This window comes from Rhodococcus sp. T7 (assembly GCF_009872365.1).
Taxonomy (GTDB): Bacteria; Actinomycetota; Actinomycetes; order Mycobacteriales; family Mycobacteriaceae; genus Rhodococcus_F.
Window position 1 is genome coordinate 765,992 of record NZ_WXYH01000389.1, and the last position, 18,152, is coordinate 784,143.

The following is an 18,152-nucleotide window of genomic DNA, read 5'->3' on the forward strand; positions in this document are numbered from 1 at the left end:
CTCTTCTCGGTTTGCGAGCTGTCGGGTGTAGTCAGAGTATTGGGTGTGTCGTGATACACGACGAATGCGACTGCATGCAGGTCATGACAAAGCGTCACGACGCGGTCTATGTGGTCAGAGCGCGGAAGTCGCACGTGGACTACGAGTCCGCCGATCTGCGGCGGACCTTCCGCGAAGTTGCCCGGGTCCGCAACGAGACGGTGGCGAACCTGTCCACGCCGCCCGCCCACGTGATCGACTGGTTCGAGGCCGGGTTGAAGTGACAGACGCTGGTGCCGGCCGCCACGACGGCCAGGGTGCCGCACGGACACGTCGCCGCGGTGTGGGCGATGGCGCACCGGTGGGGTTGCCCGCACTGCTCAGCCCGGCCGGCCGGTTGCGGGTCTGACGATTGCACTGCCCCTCGCCCGGGCGGTGGCCAGCCTCGAAGCTGGCCACCGCCTTCTGGTGGGCCGACACCACCCTCGGGGTGGACCTGGGCGTCGCCCACGCATCCACCGACGAGATCTACGCGACGATGGACTGGCTTGTCGGTCGGCAGGACACGATCGAAAAACGGCTCGCAGGAATGCATCTCGACCATTGGTGAATCCATCGCGGATCGTGATGTTCGACCTGTCCTCCTCCTGGGCGATCGGCCGGCACTGCGACCTGGCCGCCCGTGGCTACTCCCGCGACGGGAAGAAGGGCTGCGAGCAGATCGAATACGGGCTGCTCACCGACTGAGGGTCGTCCGGTCGCGGTGCGGGATTTCCCGGAAAACACCGCCGACCCGGCCGTCTTCACGCACGCCGTGACCGCAATTAGAAGGCACTTTCGGACTCGAGAACTGCTGATGGCCGGCGACCGCGGGATGGTCACCTCCGCCCGCGTTACAGCCCTCAACGAACTCGGCGGGGCTGACCGCACTGCGGCCCCGCAGGTCGCCTCGCTCGCCGCCGACGACGGGTCGCTGCAGATGAGCCTGTTCGACATCCGGAACTACGTCGAGATCAAGCACCCCGACTACCCCCGGGAACGGTTAACTGTCGGCCGCAACCCGGCTCTAGCCGATGAACGCCCGCAAACGCGGCGAGCTGCTCGACGCCACCGAGGCGGAACTGGGCAAGATCGTTCGCCGCGGTATCCGGGGCCGAGGCCGGGAAGATCGACCTACGGGTCGGCCGGGTGCCGGGAAATACAGGGTGGGCAAACACTTCCACGTCCGAATCACCGACACGTCACTGACGGTGACCCGTGACCGGGACCGGATCGACGCCGAGGACGCCCTCGACGGGATCTGCACCCTGCGCACCACCGCCAGCGCCGACGAGCTCGACACCGCCACCGTGATCGTCGCCTACAAGCACGTCTCCCGCATCGAAGGCTACTTCCGGTCCCCCAAGGCCATCGACCTGGACCTGGACCTGGACCTGGACCTGCGCCCCATCTACCACCGCCTCACCGGCCAGGTCACGGCGCACGTACTGATCTGCATGCTCGCCACCTACCTACCTCACCTCGCACCTGCGCAAGGCCTGGGCGCCGTTGACCTACGAACACCCGCCGCACCAGTAAGGATCCCGTTGCACCGGCGGCCCGCCCGGCCGCCGCCGAGACCAAGGCGACCCGCAAGATCACCACCGACTGTGACCTGCCGGTCCGATCCCGCCAAGGGCTGCTGGCCCACCTGGTCACCTTGACACACAACGACCCGCGCTACGGCGCCGCCGGACCGATCGTGGCGACCCTCGCCGTCACCACCGCCACCCAACGACGCGCCTTCGAACTCGTCGACACCACCATCCCCCTGACCGTCAATTGGCTAGAACAATCACAACCGAAAGCAGCGAACCCCCAGCTCAACTGGGGGTTCGTTCGTCCTCATGGCCGTAACTTCGGCCTCGACATCTGACCGGACTGCGTCGGCCGAGCACTTGATGGGCTCAGCCTACGGCGCCCGCCATCCGAAGTTCCTCTATCCGCTCTGCGGGAAGACCGAGTTCGGTGAGAATCTCGTCGGAGTGCTCGCCGACGCCGGCTGCGGGCCGGGCGACGGAGCCGGGTGTCCGGGAAAACCGCGGCGCCGGTGCGGGTTGCACCACGCCGTCCACGGTCACAAATGCCTTCCTGTGGACGTTGTGTGGATGGCTCGGCGCCTCACTCATCCGTAGAACCGGCGCGAAGCAAGCATCCGTACCTTCCAGCAAACGGCACCATTCGTCACGCGTTCGGGTACGGAAGATCTCGGTAAAACGACGGGATGCCTCCGGCCATCCCTCCGGGTCCCACTGCTGGGGTAGGCCGGAGTCCGTCAGGCCGACCCGGTTCAACAGCTCGACGTAGAACTGGGGTTCCATCGCCGCGATCGCGACGTGTTCACCGTCGGCGGTCTCGTAGACGTCATAGAAGTGCGAGCCGCCGTCGTTGGGATTGGACTCGCGTTCCTCGACCCACGCACCGCGGCCAAACAGCTCATACATCATCGTCATTTGATAGGCAGCGCCGTCGATCATTGCGGCGTCGACCACCTGGCCGCGCCCGGAGCGCATTGCTTCCATAAGTCCGGCCAGGAGCCCGGAGACCATGAGCATGCCGCCGCCACCGAAGTCTCCCACGAGGTTCAGTGGGGGTGACGGTGGCAGGGCCCGGCGTCCCAGCGGAGCCAAAGCGCCTGCCAGCGCGATGTAGTTGAGGTCGTGCCCTGCGACGGTCGCGTAAGGCCCTTCCTGACCCCATCCGGTCACGCGACCATAGACCAGTCGCGGGTTTCGTCCGAGGCACTCCTCAGGGCCGAGCCCGAGCCGCTCCATGGTGCCGGGCCGGAAGCCCTCGATCAGAGCGTCAGCGCCCTCGACGAGCTCGAGCGCGGTGGCGAGTCCGTCGGTGTGTTTGAGGTTCAGCGCGATCGATCGGCGGCCGCGGCCGAGGATGCCGTCGGTCATCGAGGACATCCCACCGTCTTGGCTTGGTCCGTGTGGCGCTGGCCGGTCGATACGCACGACGTCCGCACCGAGGTCGCTCAGCATCATGGCACTGAACGGGGCAGGCCCGACGCCTGCGAACTCCAGCACCTTGACCCCATGGAGGGGTCCTGCGGCGGCCGCACGCGATGTCACTGTCCAGTGTCTCCGGTCTCGGGTCCGCTCAACGGGTCGGCATGGTGGACTCGGCCGAGGTCCCGCTCCACCAGCACCGCGGTGGCGGCCGCCGACTCGATGAGCGCCCGCTCTGCCTCCGCGTCAATACTATTGCTGAGCGTGGAAAGGTGGATCGCCGCGACCACCGTGCTGTGATCAGCTCGGATGGGTACAGCAATCCCCACGACGCCAATGATCGCCTCTTCACGACTGACAGCGAAGTCTTGCTCGGCGATGCGGTCCAGTTCTCGCTCGAGTTCCGCGTCCTCGACCAGGGTGTGCTTGGTCAACTGCTGCCGGTCGCCGGCGAAAAGCCGGCGGCGCAACTGCCGGTCATTCGCGGCGAACAGCTTGCCCACGGCCGTCGCGTGCAGGTATAGGGACTGACCGAGCCGGATGTCTACCGTGACCGGTCGCGAGCCCTGGAACCGGTCGACGTAGGCGACCCTGCGGCCGAAGGGAACAGCCAGATAGACGTCGTATCCGGTTTGTCGGGCCAGCTCGCCCAGGTGCCGGCGACTGATTGCCCGCACCTCCAGTCCGTCGACGATCCGGATACCGAGCCGGATAGCGCGCGGGCCCAGCGAGTACCGCAGATCCTCTCGGACCGCGGCGACGTCGGTCGCCACCATCCGCTTCAGCAGGTTGTGGCTGCTGCTCATCGGTAGGTCGAGTCGTTTGCTGATCTCGGTGACAGTCATCCCGTCGGGACGACTTACCAAGAGTTCGAGGACGTCGAACGTCCGCGAATATCTGTCATTGCTGCCCATCAGCACCACCGAATCGGCTGTTTCGTTTTGCCGCACAGATTCCTTTTGCCGCACAGGCCGATGGTAGCTCGCCTATTCCGAAATTGGGAAATGATTTCGGGATACGAGCGGCCTCGACCCGGAGGGCCGGAGACTTCAGGTCAGCCGACAAGGTGACCGTCAATGACCCTTGACACACGAGGCACAATCTTCTTAGATTCGAGATGCGGAATCCATTTTCGAGAAAGGCGGTCCGCCTCTTGATGACCCCAGACACTGACCGACCGCCCGCCACAACCAAGCGGGGCGCGCATCTCGCTCACTCCCCCAGCAGATGGACTCTCACATCAAGGTTTTCGTGAGTGTGCGAGGTGCTGGGTTGCTCGAACCACGAAATGACCGGCACGCTCTCGCCATACTTCGCCAGCGCCCCTCGCTTCGGGCAATCCATCTAGTCCGTCGCGGTTTTCACCTACGCTGGAACGACCCGACGCCTGGTCGCCGAACGCATGCGCGGACGACGAATACACGATCGAACGGCTGCACGGCACGAAAGGGCCCGCTGTAATCGACACGCTGTGGGGCTGAGCCGGTAAGGCCCGCGATCCTCGTAGAGGAGGCCATGCGCGCCAGTAGGTAATTGCAGTGCGGTGCCGTCAGCACAGCGGCCTACATGGCCACGAATGCAGACGCACCCCATGTAAGGATCTCGGCCCACTCCGAGCACCCGCCAACTGACCGACCTAAGGAACCAGGAAAAGCCGTGATCCCTCGCACCATTTTCTCGACCGAGCACGATCTCTACCGTCAGACCGCCCGACGCTTCATCGCCGAGGAAATCCTCCCTTACTACGAGCAGTGGGAGGAGGATGGGATAGTCCCACGGCATGTCTGGCACGCTGCAGGCAAGATCGGGCTCCTTTGCCCCTCCGTTCCTGAGGAATATGACGGCGCCGGCGGAAACTTTCTGCACAACACAGTGATCATCGAGGAGATGGCCCGGGTCGGGGCCACTGCCCCAACCTTCTACCTCCAATCGGACATCATCGCGCCCTACCTCGTGCACTTCGGTACCGAGGAGCAAAAGCAGCGCTGGCTGCCGCCGATGCTCAGCGGCGACATCGTCACAGCGGTGGGGATGACCGAACCCTCTGGCGGCAGCGACTTACAGAATCTGCGAACCTCCGCCCGGCGGGAGGGCGACGACTTCGTGGTCAATGGGCAAAAGGTATTCATCACCAACGGCCACTCCGCGGATCTGCTTGTCTTGGCCTGCCGCACCAATGACGCACCCGGCGCCAAGGGCGTCAGCCTCCTACTGGTGGAGACAGATACCGTGGGGTTCCACCGCGGACGCAAGCTCGGCAAGATCGGATGCAAGGCCCAGGACACCGCCGAGCTGTTCTTCTCCGACATGCGCGTCCCTGCCGTGAACATACTCGGCGAGGAGGGCCGCGGCTTCTATCACCTCATGACCGAGCTTGCCCAGGAACGCCTCGTTCAGGCCGTCCGCGCGGTCTCGTCAGCCGAGGCCGCGCTCGAATGGACGATCGAATACTGCCGCGACCGGTCGATGTTCGATCGGACACTCGCGGACTTCCAGAACACCCAGTTCACGCTAGCCCAACTGCACTCCGATGTGCTCGCCCAACGGGTGCTCGTCGATCGCTGCATCGAGCTGCACGTCGAGGGAGGCCTCGACGCCGTCGACGCTGCCAGTGTCAAGATGACTACCACACAGCTACAGGGCCGAGTTATGGACGAATGCCTCCAGCTGTTCGGCGGCTGGGGATACATGTCCGAATACCCCATCGCGCGCGCCTACGTCGACGCCCGGATGACTCGCATCGGCGGCGGCTCGATCGAGGTAATGAAACACATCATCGGCCGCTCGCTGTTCCGAGAAGCGAGGTCCTGAGAACCAATAGAGCGGAATCTTCGACAGACCCGACAGCAGTAGGATCATCCTCCAACCGACCTGGCTGAGGTGACCTGATTGACTGAGCTTGACCGAGGATGATGAAGGTTTGAGCACGGTGACGCATCGTGGAGATGCAGTGCTTCAGCGAGTAGGTTCGGCAGCGGTGCACGTTCCCCACAGCGACGGCGTGCGGTGGGAAAGGAGTCGAACAGAGATGACTTCTAGCGATACTGATCCATTCACCGGGATCTCCGATCCTCTGATAACTCACGATCTCGACGAAGCTCGCACCTACATCGACCAGGTATACGCCTCACATCGTCTTGAGGCGCACACGCACAGACAACTCGATTTTCGGCATCAGTATTCGAAATCGGGGCGATTGACAATCGGGCATCTCACCTATGGTGCCGATGTCTCCCTCGACATCGCGCCCACCGAAAAGTCGTACCATGTTTGTCTACCGTTACAAGGGCGATGCGTCGTCGAGGACGGAACCGAACGCGCGCAGATCGGTGACGGTCATGCCGCAATACTTCCCCCAATGCGTTCACTGACCGTCCGGTGGACTCCCACCTCTATACAGCACGTTCTCAAAGTGCCGCAGGAGGCACTCGAGATGCAGTTGGCACGGTTGATCAACCAGCCAATCGACAGTTCGCCTACGTTTGCGCTCGATGTCAATTTGGGAACCGGCGCGGCTCAAGCTCTTCAGGCGTCGGTCGCATTTTTGTGGAGAGAGCTTTCGCGTGTTGATGGCCTCTCCACCATTTCCTTGGCTCGTGAGCACCTCGAACAGAGCATCTTGACTCAGCTGCTCTTCGCAGTCGAACACCAGTATTCGGAGCTCGTGCGCGCGGACGTGCGCCAACCCCGCCCTAGCAGGATCCGGAAGGTGCTCGACTACATCGATGCTTATCCCGAGCGGGATCTGAGCACGCCATATCTTGCGGAGGTCGCGGGAGTGACCGAGCGGGCGTTGCAGGCAGGCTTTCGGAAGTTGGTGGGGGTTTCCCCGAGTACCTACGTCCGGGATGTGCGTCTTGAGCGCGTCCATGCCGAACTCTTGATGGGTCCTGAATGCGGTACCGTCACCGAGATCGCCTCTCGTTGGGGCTTCTATCATTTGAGCCGCTTCGCCGGTCAGTACAAGCGCCGCTTCGGTGTCCTGCCGTCGGAGACTATGGCCCGAGGCCGTTGAGATCGATTCCTTTGAATCGTTGTCGAACAACTTCGCCCGCCTATCCACCGACTGGTGACGTCGGCGGGTGGTTCGGAACCCAAGCAGCGTTCGTCCAATTCGAGAGTTTGTGAGCTGAGATCTGCAAGCACCCGGCTAGGTCGGTCCCGTGCGCGGGGGTGGGCGGCCAGTCACTGACAAGCGCGGAACGAAGCTGGATCGCACGGCTCGGCGGCAAGCCGATTTTCGTCCTCAGTGTCGCCACCTGCTGGCTGCTGGTGCGGGTATGGAGGCGGTCTCGTCTTGCGTTACGTCCCCGGTCGATCTGGTCGAGGCGGCGGTTGGGCACTGCCCGAATATGGAGAGCACCGCTCGATACGAACCAGTCCGGTTGTTGGCGCGCGTGGAAATGCCACATGAGGTGATACCCGGCCGCCCGCACGTCCAGCACCTCACTGTCCGGCCAGTTGTCCGTCGACTGTCAATGGCCAAGTAGAAGTGGATCTGGCGCATTTTTCGTGAAGCCGCTTGGCGTGTCACTGACCTGCATCGACGAGGTCGGGTGAGGATTCTCCGGGTGCGCAGAAGACGGTGTGTGGGTCCTACTCCTGCATTTGGTACTTCGATCGTTCGCTGCGGGCCTGGTCTGTGATCTCGACGCCGTCACAGCGGGGCTGACACTGCCGCACAGTTCCGGCGCCGCCGACGGGCACGCGAACAGGAGCAAGATGCTCAAACGGCAGATGTACCGGCGAGCCAACTTCGACTTACTCCGCAAACGCGTCATATACGCCGGATAGTCAAGCGCCCCATAGAAATCACGAAAGTTGCGCTAGATCCACTTTCTCATGGTCACGGATATCGACACCAGTCGGCGATTGAATTGGAACGAACGTGGACCGCCGGCCAATCGCAGACAGCGCGTTCGCCAACACCGAGGGACGGCAACGCCCCACCGTGCAGTCACGCGCCTATGCCCGTCCCAACTTCCCGGAAACACCGGGATCCGGAAAACTTGCCGAACGACCGATAGTCAACAACCTACGGGACCCCCCAAGGTTCGGAATGAGGATAGTCCAGCTTCGCCGCGGGGATAGTGATGCAGACCACATCGACGTACCGTCGGCGGCAAGGGATTTTCACGATCCAGACTTCGGATTCGAAAGGTCGAATACAGATGACTGCCAGCGTTACGAAGAAGTGGACCGATGCCGAGAGGATCGAGGCTCAGCGTCAGTGCGTCGAACACCATGTCGCTCTGGAGAATGCCGGCGAACAGAGCCGAGTTCTGAAGGAGACTTTCGCCACCGAGGGCGTCTTCTACGACGTGGTCCCCGGTGTCACCCATTTCGAGGGGCTTCAGGGCGTCGCCGACTTCTACGACATGCTCTTCAGTGTCCTGCCGGACATGCACATCAAGGTCACCCACACTTACGACGTTCCGGGTTGTTGTGTGCGCGAAGGCGTTGTCACCGGAACCCATTCGGCCGAGTTTGCGGGTGTTCCCGCCTCGGGAAAATTCATCTCCTTCCCCTTCTGCGGGCTCTACATTTTCGGTGACGACCCGACCAAGTTGATTGCCGAGCGTGCCTATTGGGACAACGACGGACTGTTCCGTCAAATGCGTGGCGAGGAGGACGCTTCCCAGGGAACACCTTGGGACACAACGCAATAAACAACCGCCCCTACTCACAACACGAGCTCCGATTCCTGGCGCTAGAACCACTGGGCGATGAGGTCTCGACCGGCGCAGCTGCGGCGACAGTGAAGATCACGGAGCAAAGGAGTAACGAATGACCATAGACGACCAGATCGATCGTCGCGACTATTTCAACGATTTCGACCTCGACGCACCCGATTTCGCGGAGAACTACGAAGAGGTCCTAGGTGAGCTCGTGGCTAAGTGCCCGATGGCGCGAAGCAACGTCGCCGGCGGATACTGGGTAGTGAGCCGATATGAGGACGTTCGCGAGTGCTCGCAGGACTGGGAAACATTCTCCAGTGAGGGTGGATTCGAGCCCGGGCGTGGTGGCGAGGATGGTGGCGCGAAACTCTATCCCGTCGAGCTCGATCCCCCGTATCAGACACGTTGGCGCACCGCGCTCGGCCCCTATTTCAATCCCCGAGCGATCAAAACGCGCACCGAGAGCATTCGCGAGCAGATCACCGAACTCATCGACGGATTCATCGAGAAGGGAAGCTGTGATTTCGTCGACGAGTTCGCGGCACAGCTGCCCGGACGCGTGTTCTTCGCAACGTTCCTCGGCGTCCCTCTCAGTGAGCTCCCCTACATCCAGCAGGCCACGGACATAGCGATGCGTGGACCCATGGACCAACGTCCTCAGGCGTGGGGACAGATTGCGGAATTCCTCGACAAGTACCTCAGGATGCGCGAGAAGGAGCCGCCGCGCAACGATTTTGTCGACGTCATCCTAACTGGAGTACTCGACAAGGACGGCGAACCGTGCTCATGGGAGCACAAGCTGTTCATTCTGATCGACCTGCTTGCCGGAGGCATCGGCACGACCACTTATCTGCTCGCTGGTATGGCACACCATCTGGCGACCCATCCCGAGGATCGGGCTCGTCTTGCGGCAGATCCCTCGCTACATCGCGGTGCCATCGAGGAATTCATCCGATACTACGCGGCCATCGTTGCCCTGGGGCGGACTGCGACGCGCGATACCGAGGTGGCGGGTCAGAAGATCGACAAGGGCGACTTTCTGATGCTCTCGTTCGCGGCGGCTTGCCGCGATCCGCAGGTGTTCGACAATCCGCACGAGGTGGACATCGATCGCCACATTGCAGTCAACCCGGCGTTCGGGTCGTCGGGACCGCACCGCTGCATTGGGTCTCACATCGCCAGACTGGAAGCCGCTGTCGCGTTGGAGGAAATTCTCCGTCGCCTCCCCGATATCACCATGGCCAGCGGGGAACAGCCGGTTTACAGCAACAGCACGATCACTCGGAATATGGACAAGCTCCCATTGGTGTTCACTCCCGGACCAAAGGAGGTTCAGCAATGAAATATATTGTTGATGAGGCTTTGTGCTCCGGTCAGGGCCGTTGCTATGCGGTCGCTCCCGAGGTATTCGGTAAGGACGACGACGGCTACAACAAGGATATCGGTCGGACAGTCGAGGTACCGCCCGAAAACGAGCAAGCAGTCGAAGACGGGGTCGGCGTTTGCCCGGAACAAGCGATCAGAGTGTTCGCCAACCTTCCCTAGCCTTTCCGCTGTTGTATCGGTCGCCTAATCACGGTGTCACCCCGATCCGAATCGGAGAGGCCGCGTGTGTCCAAGCAGATCTCGCATCCACTGTGCTGCTCTGCCGTTGCTGAAGATCCGTGCCGAAAGTCACTTTCAGGGAATCGGCACGCTTTCGGTAGGACAATCTCGGCGCCCTGACCACTCGGCAGCGTCGCGGTCTGTGCGTCGAGAAGTCGGAGGAGGTCCGCGGCCAAGCGGCACCGACCCGGGTGCCTGCTTGGGCCGCGAGAGCGGTCAGGGGACGTACGCTTCTTCCGGATGCCGACCGCGGTCCGCCGTCTGGACAGGATTCCCAGTACGGCCTCATGGGTCTCGTATGGACAGAGAATCGTTCAAATGGCGGGTGAATCCCGGTGGAACCACGAATGCGGTCGTTCGTCCGGGCGGCCGCGCCGGTCAGGTCGTCGTCGAACTCGACGAGGATCCCAAGCGCGGCCAACACGAGCCGTACAGGCTATGCAGTGACGGCAGCGCGCGCTTAGACGGAGCTCCGCTTCGTGACAAAACGAGAAGGCACAGAGCTCCGTTCTGCGATAACCCGCCGACTGCGGGTGAGAAGACAGCCTCACCGCCCACAACACCAACGAAAGGCCGGCCAATTGTCCGACCCACTGACCGATCGACCGGGCGATATCGATTGCTCAGCACACACCAGCACGGTTGCCCGCATTTCAGTCATCGGAGCGGGTCCCGCCGGAATCTACGTCGCGGCTGCGCTTGCCAGGAGCCATGTCCCGGTTTCGATCGACATCTTCGACCGGCATCCCGCACCTTACGGCCTGATCCGATACGGTGTCGCACCCGATCATCCTCGCATCAAGAACATCGTGAAAGCTCTGCATGAGGTACTTGAACTCCCGCAGGTCCGATTCCTAGGGAATGTGCAATTCGGAGTCGACATCGATCTCGCGGACCTTCAATGCCGATACGACGCGGTGGTCTTCGCTACCGGCGCAAGCAAAGACCGTGATCTCGATATCCCCGGCATCGGCTTGCCCGGAAGCTTCGGCGGAGCGGAGTTCGCTTCGTGGTATGACGGTAGTCCCGACGCCCCCGCGGATTGGCCGTTCACCGCCGAGAGTATCGCGGTCATCGGCGCCGGCAATGTCGCTCTCGACGTCGCCCGGATGCTCAGTAAGACAGCAGATGAACTGCTCAGCACGGAGATCGCCGACAACGTCTATCGCGGTTTGAAATCGTCGCCGGTTCGTGACGTCCACCTCTTCGCTCGGCGCGGACCCGCACAAGCAAAGTTCACCCCGCTCGAACTACGTGAACTCGACGAGTCACCGAACGTCGAGGTGATCGTCGACCCGGCGGACATCACATTTGACGAGGCAAGCCTGGCCGCGAAAGCGCAGGACAGTCAAATACGCATGGTAACAAGAGAATTGGAGAAGTATGCGACCAGGGCCCGTGACCGGCGCCCTCGCAAACTTCACCTACACTTCTTCGAAAACCCAGTCGAGGTAGTCGGAAGCGACAGTGTCGTGGCGCTCCGCACCGAGCGGACGCAATATGTCGGCAACGGTGAGACGGCGGGAAGCGGAATTCACACCCAGTGGCCGGTCCAGGCAGTGTACCGGTGCATAGGATATCGCAGCACCACGCTGCCCGGATTGCCATGGGATGACAACCGAGCCGTCGTGCCACATATCGCAGGTCGGGTGATCGACCGTCACGGTGGCGCGCTTCCCGGGATCTATGTGAACGGTTGGATCAAGCGAGGTCCCGTCGGTTTGATCGGGCGGACACGCAGCGACGCCGCCGAAACCGTCAAGAGCCTACTCGAGGACCTCTCGGTACTACCGAGGGCAGTCGATCGCGATCAAAATTCGATTGACGCGCTCCTACTGTCGCGTCGCGTGCAGCACACCACATTGAGGGGATGGCTTCGTCTCGACGCACACGAGCGTGAACTCGGAGCGCAATGCGACCGCGAGCGCGTGAAGGTGGTGGATCGCGCAGCGATGATCGCCATCAGCGGTGTTGATCGTGACACCGCACGGCGGTGACGCTGCCGATCTGTCTTCGGCGTTCGACGTCACAGTGGACCGCGCGATCATGCCCTGCATTTCTGGTGTAGGAAGCCATGCTCTGGTAGCCGAACCCGACAGTCATCCAACGCGGTCGGACCATCCATCGTCAGTTCGAGATCTGATCACTGACAAGTACATAACCAAAGTCGGACTCAAGAACTTCCGCGCGTCGATCTTCACTCGCGATATCCCTGTTGCGTATCGACCGTACGATTTACCGAGAGGGAGTCAGTTTTGCCGTACGTAGTTGCCGAGCCCTGTGTGGATGTACTCGACAAAGCTTGCACTGCAGAATGCCCAGTCGACTGCATCTACGAGGGGGCACGCATGATGTACATCCACCCCGACGAGTGTGTCGATTGCGGCGCTTGTGAACCGATATGTCCGGTTACGGCGATCTTCTTCGAAGACGATGTACCTCAGGAGTGGACTCAGTACATCACGGCTAACGTTGAGTACTTCAGCGATCTAGGTAGCCCAGGCGGTGCCACGAAGGTCGGACCAACCGCGTTTGATCCTGAGTTCGTGAAGACTCGAGTACCCGCTCCATGAGCCCCTACTTCGAACATTTCGCTGAATAAGCCTGTCAGTTGCCGTGGACGCGGAGCGGCGGGTCGGCGGGCCAAGCATTTTGTCGAACTATCAGCTCGCCCACCGACCCAAAGGGGTTTGCTCGGGTCCTAGCCTTTCGCGTGTCGTGCCGTTGATGTTGTCCACCGCGGAGGCCCGCCCGAAACCCATCGTCGTTCTAAGAATGAAGGGGCGGACCTACACCGATGACAGCGCTCGAACTGGTCGGCACGCTGCCATGAGGCGTTCAGCCTGCGAGGATTGGACAAACCATAGACACGATTGGACAGAAGACCGCCTCAACTGCGATGTCTCCCTCGAATCGTTCCGGCAGATGGCTGGCACGGACATCATCGTGACGACCAACCTGATCACATCCGCACGAGCAACCGGGTTGCCACCACCCGCACCACGTTATCGCCCGTACCGGTGGCGTTATCGACGAAGAACTCGCGAAAGCGGTCGCCGACGCGGCGATGCACAAAGGGACACCGCGGCCCGATAGCGACAGAACCGGACTCGGCGCGGGGATAAGCGACTACATTTCGGTGGTCGCCGTACCTGCTTCGGGTGTGCGGAGTTCGGCGCAGCAGCGCCCTGTCCAGGGGACGAGGACCGCGATGTATGAGCTCGTCGCGAGGCCCGGATTCCTCGAAGCGCTCCGCGAGGCCACATCCCGGCACGGAATCGTTCTCATCTTCGACGCCGTGGGAACCGAGCCCGGTGAGGACCCCGGTCACGAAGGCGTGGTTGATGCCGCAGACCAGATCGGGGCCTGATCGGCGAGCGGATGAAACGGGCAGTTCCACAGCCGGACAAAGGTGCTGGTGTCGCGACCGGTTCGAAACCGAGCGGCGAACCCGGGCCGGACAGGGTAGCGGTAACAGGCGACACCTCTTGTCAATGCGGTGATCGAAGCTGGGAGAATCGATTACATGGACACGACGGAGGTTCCTGAGGACATCGCGAAGATCGCGGGGTACCTTGCCCGCAGCGCGAAGATGTCCGGCGGATCGATGAAGTGGAATGAGGAAGCCAAGCTCAAGGCGAGCCTCACGAACGAGCGGGCCCGATGGTCCCGCGCTCGTGTATCGCCCGAGTTGTTCGAAGCTCAGTGCCAGGCAGCTGGTCTTCCCGCGGACGATGTTGTGAAGGTCGGCGAGTTCCTGCGGAAGACTCAGTCCGGTAAGCGGCTCGTTCCCCACAGGTCCTACCGGGACTGGACCTTTAGGTACGACTACGACGCGGTGGTCTGACACCTACGCGTTCCCGGGAGTCTCCGACGTCGCATGTGAACGGCGGCCGTCGGCTCGCCTTGTACGACGGCCTGAGTACAAACCGGGAAGGCTCCGTCGAGCAGACGCAGGGGGATCGTGCGTATTTGCCATCGAGGGGTTGCACGGTCGGGGCTTTATCCGCGACCGCCGTGGACTCGTGAGGGGCGATGACTGCGAAGTTCGAGCTGTTCAAGGTCAACCGCCAGCGAGTTCCGGACCCAAAGCCGGGAACCGCAAAGGAGTCGTGGTGGAGAAAGCCAACCACACTGCCTTGGGCGGTGGTGGCGCACCTTGCCAGATGACGTCACGGTCGAACAAGCACAACAGATGTTGGACGAGTTCTGCCGGGTTCGCGACGATACCCGGCGGCGTGCCTCCCAACGGCAAGTCATCGGTGGCGTCGGTGGCGGCCGCCGAACCTTTGACAGTGCTTCCGGCGGCGCCGTATCCGGCGATCCGCACCGAAGCCGACCCTGTCCCGGCAGACGCTACTGGTGTCTTCCGCGGCAACCGGTACTCGGTACCGCCGGAACTGGTGTCCGCCCAGGTCACCGTCACCCGCGTGCTGGGGTCGGAGGTATCGACATCGTCACCGCGTCGCAGATCACGATAGCCCGGCACCGACTCGCCCCGGACGGTGCCGGGGTCCATGTCCGCGATCACGATCACGTGCACGCCCTGATATGGAATCAGGTTTGTCAAGAGGGCAGAGTGAAGCGGCGTCCACGACCGTCGTCGTGGACGCCGTTCCTTTTGACCGAAAAGGCCCCCTAGGTGGTGGCGAGCGTGTCGGCATCGACGCGTTTGTCAGTCTGATATGCGCGGGTTGGTTACCGCAGGACGGACTGTTCGGCTGGAGTGGTTCGCGGGTCTAGAGATCGAGCGTGATCCCAACGCGGAGTTAGGGATTGCTCATAGGGCGTTCGCGGGTCACTCCCAGGCGCTGGCCGTCACCACCCTGGTGGGTCATCCGGACACTTGTGGAGCGGCGGTCAGCCGTCGAGTATCGCCAGCGACCAGCACCAGCCGGCGAGCTCACGGGCGATGGCGGTGTTGGCGACCACTGGTCGCTTGCGTCGCTGATCGAAGCTCTGCCACCGACCGTACAGGCGGCGGTTGCCTTGCTGTCCGCGTGCCCGCGCCGACGGGGTGGCCCGGTCCCACCGCCGCCGCAGATCCACACCGGGATGGTGGTAGGGCTGGCGGTGATGCCAGGCGGCCTCTATCAGCAGTCGGCGGGCGTGAGCGTTGCCGGTCTTAGTAATCGACCCCTGCGAGCGTGACGCGCCCGAGGACGACTCGGTGGGCACCAGGCCAAGGTAGGCGCCGATCGACCGTCCGGTGAGTCGCTGCCAGTCTCCGATCTCAACGGCCAACCCGAACGCGGTCAACGTCGAGATTCCGCGCAGACACCCGAGCCTGCTCACCACCAGTGTGTATACGCTGTCCGCGGCCATCTCCGCGATCGCCGCATCCAGGCGGTCTCGGCGATCGACGGTGGCAAGCATGGTGTCGAACGCGGTGTCGTATGCCAATTGCAGTCCCGGGACGGTGAACGTGTGCGTCCGTAGCCACACCTGATGTTTACCCGTCCACGCCTTTCCGCCGGAGTAGACGATTCCCTGCCGGAGAAGCAGCTTCGAGATGCGGTGCCGGGCTGCCATCAAGTCCCCGCGCACATCCTCTCGTGCCCGGACCAGATCGCGGGCAGCTTCCTGCTCCACGCTCGGGATCGTCACCGGCACAATTTCACTCAGATGCAAAAGTCGGGCCAGGTGCCGGGCATCGCGGGTATCGGTCTTGACCCGATCGCCCGACGGGCGTTGCAACTTCGACGGCGCCGCCACGAGACACACGATCCCGGCCGCGAGCAGGAACCTGGCCAGACCAAACCCTGTCGGACCCGCCTCGTAAGTCACCGCCGCCCGCCCCGGTAACGAACGGATCCACACGAGGATCTCATGATGATCCGGCGTCAACCGACGCTCGAACATCTCACCGGTCTCACCATCGAGACCACACGCGACCACCGACCGCGCGTGCACGTCCAACCCGACACTCGTACGCTGACTCATCACTGGGGCCTCCCACATCTTGTGGCTCTACCGGCCGGGACCACATTCCTGTCGGTAACCCACGTTCACATGTGAGCGAGGCCCCAGCCACCCCCATACCGTCTAGAACAACTCGCCATGACGACCGCCGGAGCCGGTGGTCGCCCGCACCGCCAAAAGGAACGGATCTCACCCGGACTTGAGGCGGTCGCCGCGGCGAACAAATTACGACGACTGTTAGGGCAACTTCGCAGGTGAGAGCGGTGATTTGGTACTCGTCGCCTCACCGCTGCCGCCGTCCACATAATCGCAGAATGTGTCTTGACTCACGTTCCCCACGAACTTACACTTCCGATTATTGAATCGGATGATCGATTCAATACAGGTCCACGATGCCTTCCCTCCTCGACGACCCTCGCCGAGGAGGGAAGCGAACTGCGCCCTATTGCGTCGGCTCACGCGAGTCTCAGCACTGTCGAGGCTCACATGGGCCAGTGCTAGCGCCGACTCGGCCGCGGACTCATTGCGTCACGTGCCCGCCGATGCCTCGATCACTGTCCGTCAGCACCTACGAAAGGGTCGCTATGGCTGCCGAACCACAAATTAAACGACCGCCACTGCACAGGTTCCAGGTGATGATCGTCCTGCTGTGCGCGCTGCTCAACGCGCTGGACGGTTACGACATCTTCATCATGGGCTTCGCGATCCCGTACTTTCCGGATGATTTCGCCTCCAGCTCCATGCAGGGTTACCTGATCAGTGCCGCGTTGGCGGGAATGGGCATCGGGTCCATTGCTTTCGCGCCGCTGGCCGACCGATACGGTCGTCGCCTCGTCCTGGTGGCGGGGCTCACCCTCAATGCCGTGGGTCTGACCGTCTCTGCTCTGGCGCCGAGCTATTGGGTTCTCCTCGGCTCACGCGCCATTACGGGAATTGCGGTCGGAACGATCGCGACCGTCGTCGTGGTCCTCGCGCCCGAGGTGGTCCCCCGGGCCTGGCGAAGCTTTGCGGTAGGCACCGTGATGTGCGGATATCCGCTCGGGAGCACCATCGCCGGCTTCGCCGGTGCCGCGCTCCTTGCTGCGGTCGGAGGGTCCTGGCAGGGCATGTTCTGGGTGGGGCTGGTCCTGTGCGTCTTCGCGCTGATCGCCACGGTCGCGTTCATGCCGGAATCGACCGCTTTCCTCATTGGTAAGGGCGATCCAGAATCGTTGCGGAAGGCGGCCGCCACACAGAGTCGTCTCGGATTGGAAGACGACGCGCCTGCGCGTCAAGCCGACGAAGACGAGATCCGCAAGAGTCCCGCGACCGTCCGGTTGCTCGGACGCGAACTCCGCACTTTGACATTGCTGTTCTGGACCACCTACACCGCGTTGTCCGCGTCCTTCTACTTCATCAGTTCATGGACGCCCAAGCTGATTACGGATGCAACGTCCGACAAGGCAGAAGGAGCACTTGCCGGTCTCATGATCTCGTTCGGCACTTTGGCCGGAGCCGCGTTGTACGCGACCGTCGGACATAAAGTCTCACCACCTCGGTACGTCGTGGCCGGGTCGGTCGCCGCAGTGGTGGCGTTGATCGGATTCGCGTCCACGCTCAATGGGGGATTCGCGCTCATGATGGCCGCAGTAATGGGGATCACCGTGTATGGAGCGATGGCGGCAACTGTGACGAGCACTCTGGTTTATCCGGTGCTTGCGCGAACACGCGGCATGGGCACGATGATCGGCGTGGCACGAGTCGGTGCGATCCTCGCACCGATCCTCGCCGGCTATGCTTTGTCGTTCGTATCGATCCGTAGCCTGTACTTCTCGGTCGTCGCGCTTCTGGTCCTCGCCCTTCTCGCTGCCGCTTCTCTGCTCAGTCTTTCCCGGAAGACCAAACAATCCAGCGAAGTGCATAGTCTGCAGACCAGTCGATGAACTGCTCCACAAAGCGATTCGACGTACCCGTGCGGGATGAAGGTACGTAT

At 62.4% G+C, this 18,152-nt stretch carries 14 protein-coding genes and 1 pseudogene; 12 read left to right on the forward strand and 3 right to left on the reverse strand.

What is annotated here, in order from left to right; genetic code table 11:
- Window positions 1-83 precede the first annotated feature (83 nt).
- Window positions 84-1,798, forward strand: a pseudogene (locus MLGJGCBP_RS54570) (IS1634 family transposase); the annotation flags it as partial.
- Window positions 1,799-1,925: 127 nt separating this feature from the next.
- Here MLGJGCBP_RS54570 and MLGJGCBP_RS47620 read toward each other — a convergent pair.
- Window positions 1,926-3,098: a CaiB/BaiF CoA transferase family protein gene (locus tag MLGJGCBP_RS47620; RefSeq protein WP_160099220.1), complete on the reverse strand. Its 1,173-nt coding sequence runs from the start codon at window positions 3,096-3,098 to the stop codon at window positions 1,926-1,928.
- The gene (locus MLGJGCBP_RS47625) at window positions 3,095-3,925 is read right to left on the reverse strand and encodes an IclR family transcriptional regulator (protein WP_160099218.1); all 831 of its coding nucleotides are present in this window, start codon (window positions 3,923-3,925) and stop codon (window positions 3,095-3,097) included. The genes MLGJGCBP_RS47620 and MLGJGCBP_RS47625 overlap by 4 nt, the downstream gene beginning before the upstream one ends.
- Before the next feature lie 616 nt (window positions 3,926-4,541).
- Here MLGJGCBP_RS47625 and MLGJGCBP_RS47630 point away from each other — a divergent pair.
- The 10 genes from MLGJGCBP_RS47630 (at window position 4,542) to MLGJGCBP_RS52820 (ending at window position 14,739) form a co-directional block, all read left to right on the forward strand.
- Window positions 4,542-5,786 carry an acyl-CoA dehydrogenase family protein gene (locus MLGJGCBP_RS47630; RefSeq protein ID WP_442972125.1) on the forward strand — a complete coding sequence of 415 codons (1,245 nt, stop codon included), beginning with the start codon at window positions 4,542-4,544 and terminating at the stop codon, window positions 5,784-5,786.
- 217 nt (window positions 5,787-6,003) lie between these two features.
- Window positions 6,004-6,990 (forward strand): AraC family transcriptional regulator, encoded by a 987-nt coding sequence (locus tag MLGJGCBP_RS47635; RefSeq protein WP_160099214.1) that lies wholly within the window; start codon window positions 6,004-6,006, stop codon window positions 6,988-6,990.
- A 1,156-nt stretch (window positions 6,991-8,146) separates the two neighbouring features.
- Entirely contained in the window at window positions 8,147-8,644 is a 498-nt protein-coding gene (locus MLGJGCBP_RS47645; RefSeq protein WP_160099212.1) for an ester cyclase, read from the forward strand.
- 118 nt (window positions 8,645-8,762) lie between these two features.
- Window positions 8,763-9,995, forward strand: a complete 1,233-nt coding sequence (locus MLGJGCBP_RS47650) for a cytochrome P450 (protein WP_160099210.1) — start codon at window positions 8,763-8,765, stop codon at window positions 9,993-9,995.
- On the forward strand, window positions 9,992-10,198 hold the full coding sequence (locus MLGJGCBP_RS47655; RefSeq protein WP_160099208.1) for a ferredoxin: 207 nt from the start codon (window positions 9,992-9,994) through the stop codon (window positions 10,196-10,198). The genes MLGJGCBP_RS47650 and MLGJGCBP_RS47655 overlap by 4 nt, the downstream gene beginning before the upstream one ends.
- Before the next feature lie 674 nt (window positions 10,199-10,872).
- Window positions 10,873-12,255: an FAD-dependent oxidoreductase gene (locus tag MLGJGCBP_RS47660; RefSeq protein WP_201453212.1), complete on the forward strand. Its 1,383-nt coding sequence runs from the start codon at window positions 10,873-10,875 to the stop codon at window positions 12,253-12,255.
- A 258-nt stretch (window positions 12,256-12,513) separates the two neighbouring features.
- Window positions 12,514-12,831 (forward strand): ferredoxin, encoded by a 318-nt coding sequence (gene fdxA, locus MLGJGCBP_RS47665; protein WP_160099206.1) that lies wholly within the window; start codon window positions 12,514-12,516, stop codon window positions 12,829-12,831.
- Between the two features lie 638 nt (window positions 12,832-13,469).
- Window positions 13,470-13,628 (forward strand): hypothetical protein, encoded by a 159-nt coding sequence (locus tag MLGJGCBP_RS47670; protein ID WP_160099204.1) that lies wholly within the window; start codon window positions 13,470-13,472, stop codon window positions 13,626-13,628.
- A gap of 156 nt (window positions 13,629-13,784) precedes the next feature.
- The gene (locus tag MLGJGCBP_RS47675) at window positions 13,785-14,105 is read left to right on the forward strand and encodes a hypothetical protein (protein WP_160099202.1); all 321 of its coding nucleotides are present in this window, start codon (window positions 13,785-13,787) and stop codon (window positions 14,103-14,105) included.
- 319 nt (window positions 14,106-14,424) lie between these two features.
- On the forward strand, window positions 14,425-14,739 hold the full coding sequence (locus tag MLGJGCBP_RS52820; RefSeq protein WP_442972127.1) for a Mu transposase domain-containing protein: 315 nt from the start codon (window positions 14,425-14,427) through the stop codon (window positions 14,737-14,739).
- Window positions 14,740-15,118: 379 nt separating this feature from the next.
- On the opposite strand, the gene MLGJGCBP_RS47685 is transcribed toward MLGJGCBP_RS52820, so the two are convergent.
- Window positions 15,119-16,204, reverse strand: coding sequence for an IS110 family transposase (locus MLGJGCBP_RS47685; protein WP_442972124.1), 1,086 nt, complete (start codon window positions 16,202-16,204; stop codon window positions 15,119-15,121).
- A gap of 611 nt (window positions 16,205-16,815) precedes the next feature.
- Here MLGJGCBP_RS47685 and MLGJGCBP_RS47690 point away from each other — a divergent pair.
- Complete coding sequence (locus tag MLGJGCBP_RS47690) at window positions 16,816-18,102, forward strand: MFS transporter (RefSeq protein ID WP_160099196.1); 1,287 nt, start codon at window positions 16,816-16,818, stop codon at window positions 18,100-18,102.
- Window positions 18,103-18,152 lie beyond the last annotated feature (50 nt).

What these genes read in the sequence shown, in the direction of transcription:
- MLGJGCBP_RS47630 (WP_442972125.1), top strand. Translation starts at nt 4,542, where the DNA reads ATGGCCACGAATGCAGACGCACCCCATGTAAGGATCTCGGCCCACTCC.
- MLGJGCBP_RS47635 (WP_160099214.1), top strand. Translation starts at nt 6,004, where the DNA reads ATGACTTCTAGCGATACTGATCCATTCACCGGGATCTCCGATCCTCTG.
- MLGJGCBP_RS47645 (WP_160099212.1), top strand. Translation starts at nt 8,147, where the DNA reads ATGACTGCCAGCGTTACGAAGAAGTGGACCGATGCCGAGAGGATCGAG.
- MLGJGCBP_RS47650 (WP_160099210.1), top strand. Translation starts at nt 8,763, where the DNA reads ATGACCATAGACGACCAGATCGATCGTCGCGACTATTTCAACGATTTC.
- MLGJGCBP_RS47655 (WP_160099208.1), top strand. Translation starts at nt 9,992, where the DNA reads ATGAAATATATTGTTGATGAGGCTTTGTGCTCCGGTCAGGGCCGTTGC.
- MLGJGCBP_RS47670 (WP_160099204.1), top strand. Translation starts at nt 13,470, where the DNA reads ATGTATGAGCTCGTCGCGAGGCCCGGATTCCTCGAAGCGCTCCGCGAG.
- MLGJGCBP_RS47675 (WP_160099202.1), top strand. Translation starts at nt 13,785, where the DNA reads ATGGACACGACGGAGGTTCCTGAGGACATCGCGAAGATCGCGGGGTAC.
- MLGJGCBP_RS52820 (WP_442972127.1), top strand. Translation starts at nt 14,425, where the DNA reads ATGACGTCACGGTCGAACAAGCACAACAGATGTTGGACGAGTTCTGCC.
- MLGJGCBP_RS47690 (WP_160099196.1), top strand. Translation starts at nt 16,816, where the DNA reads ATGATCGTCCTGCTGTGCGCGCTGCTCAACGCGCTGGACGGTTACGAC.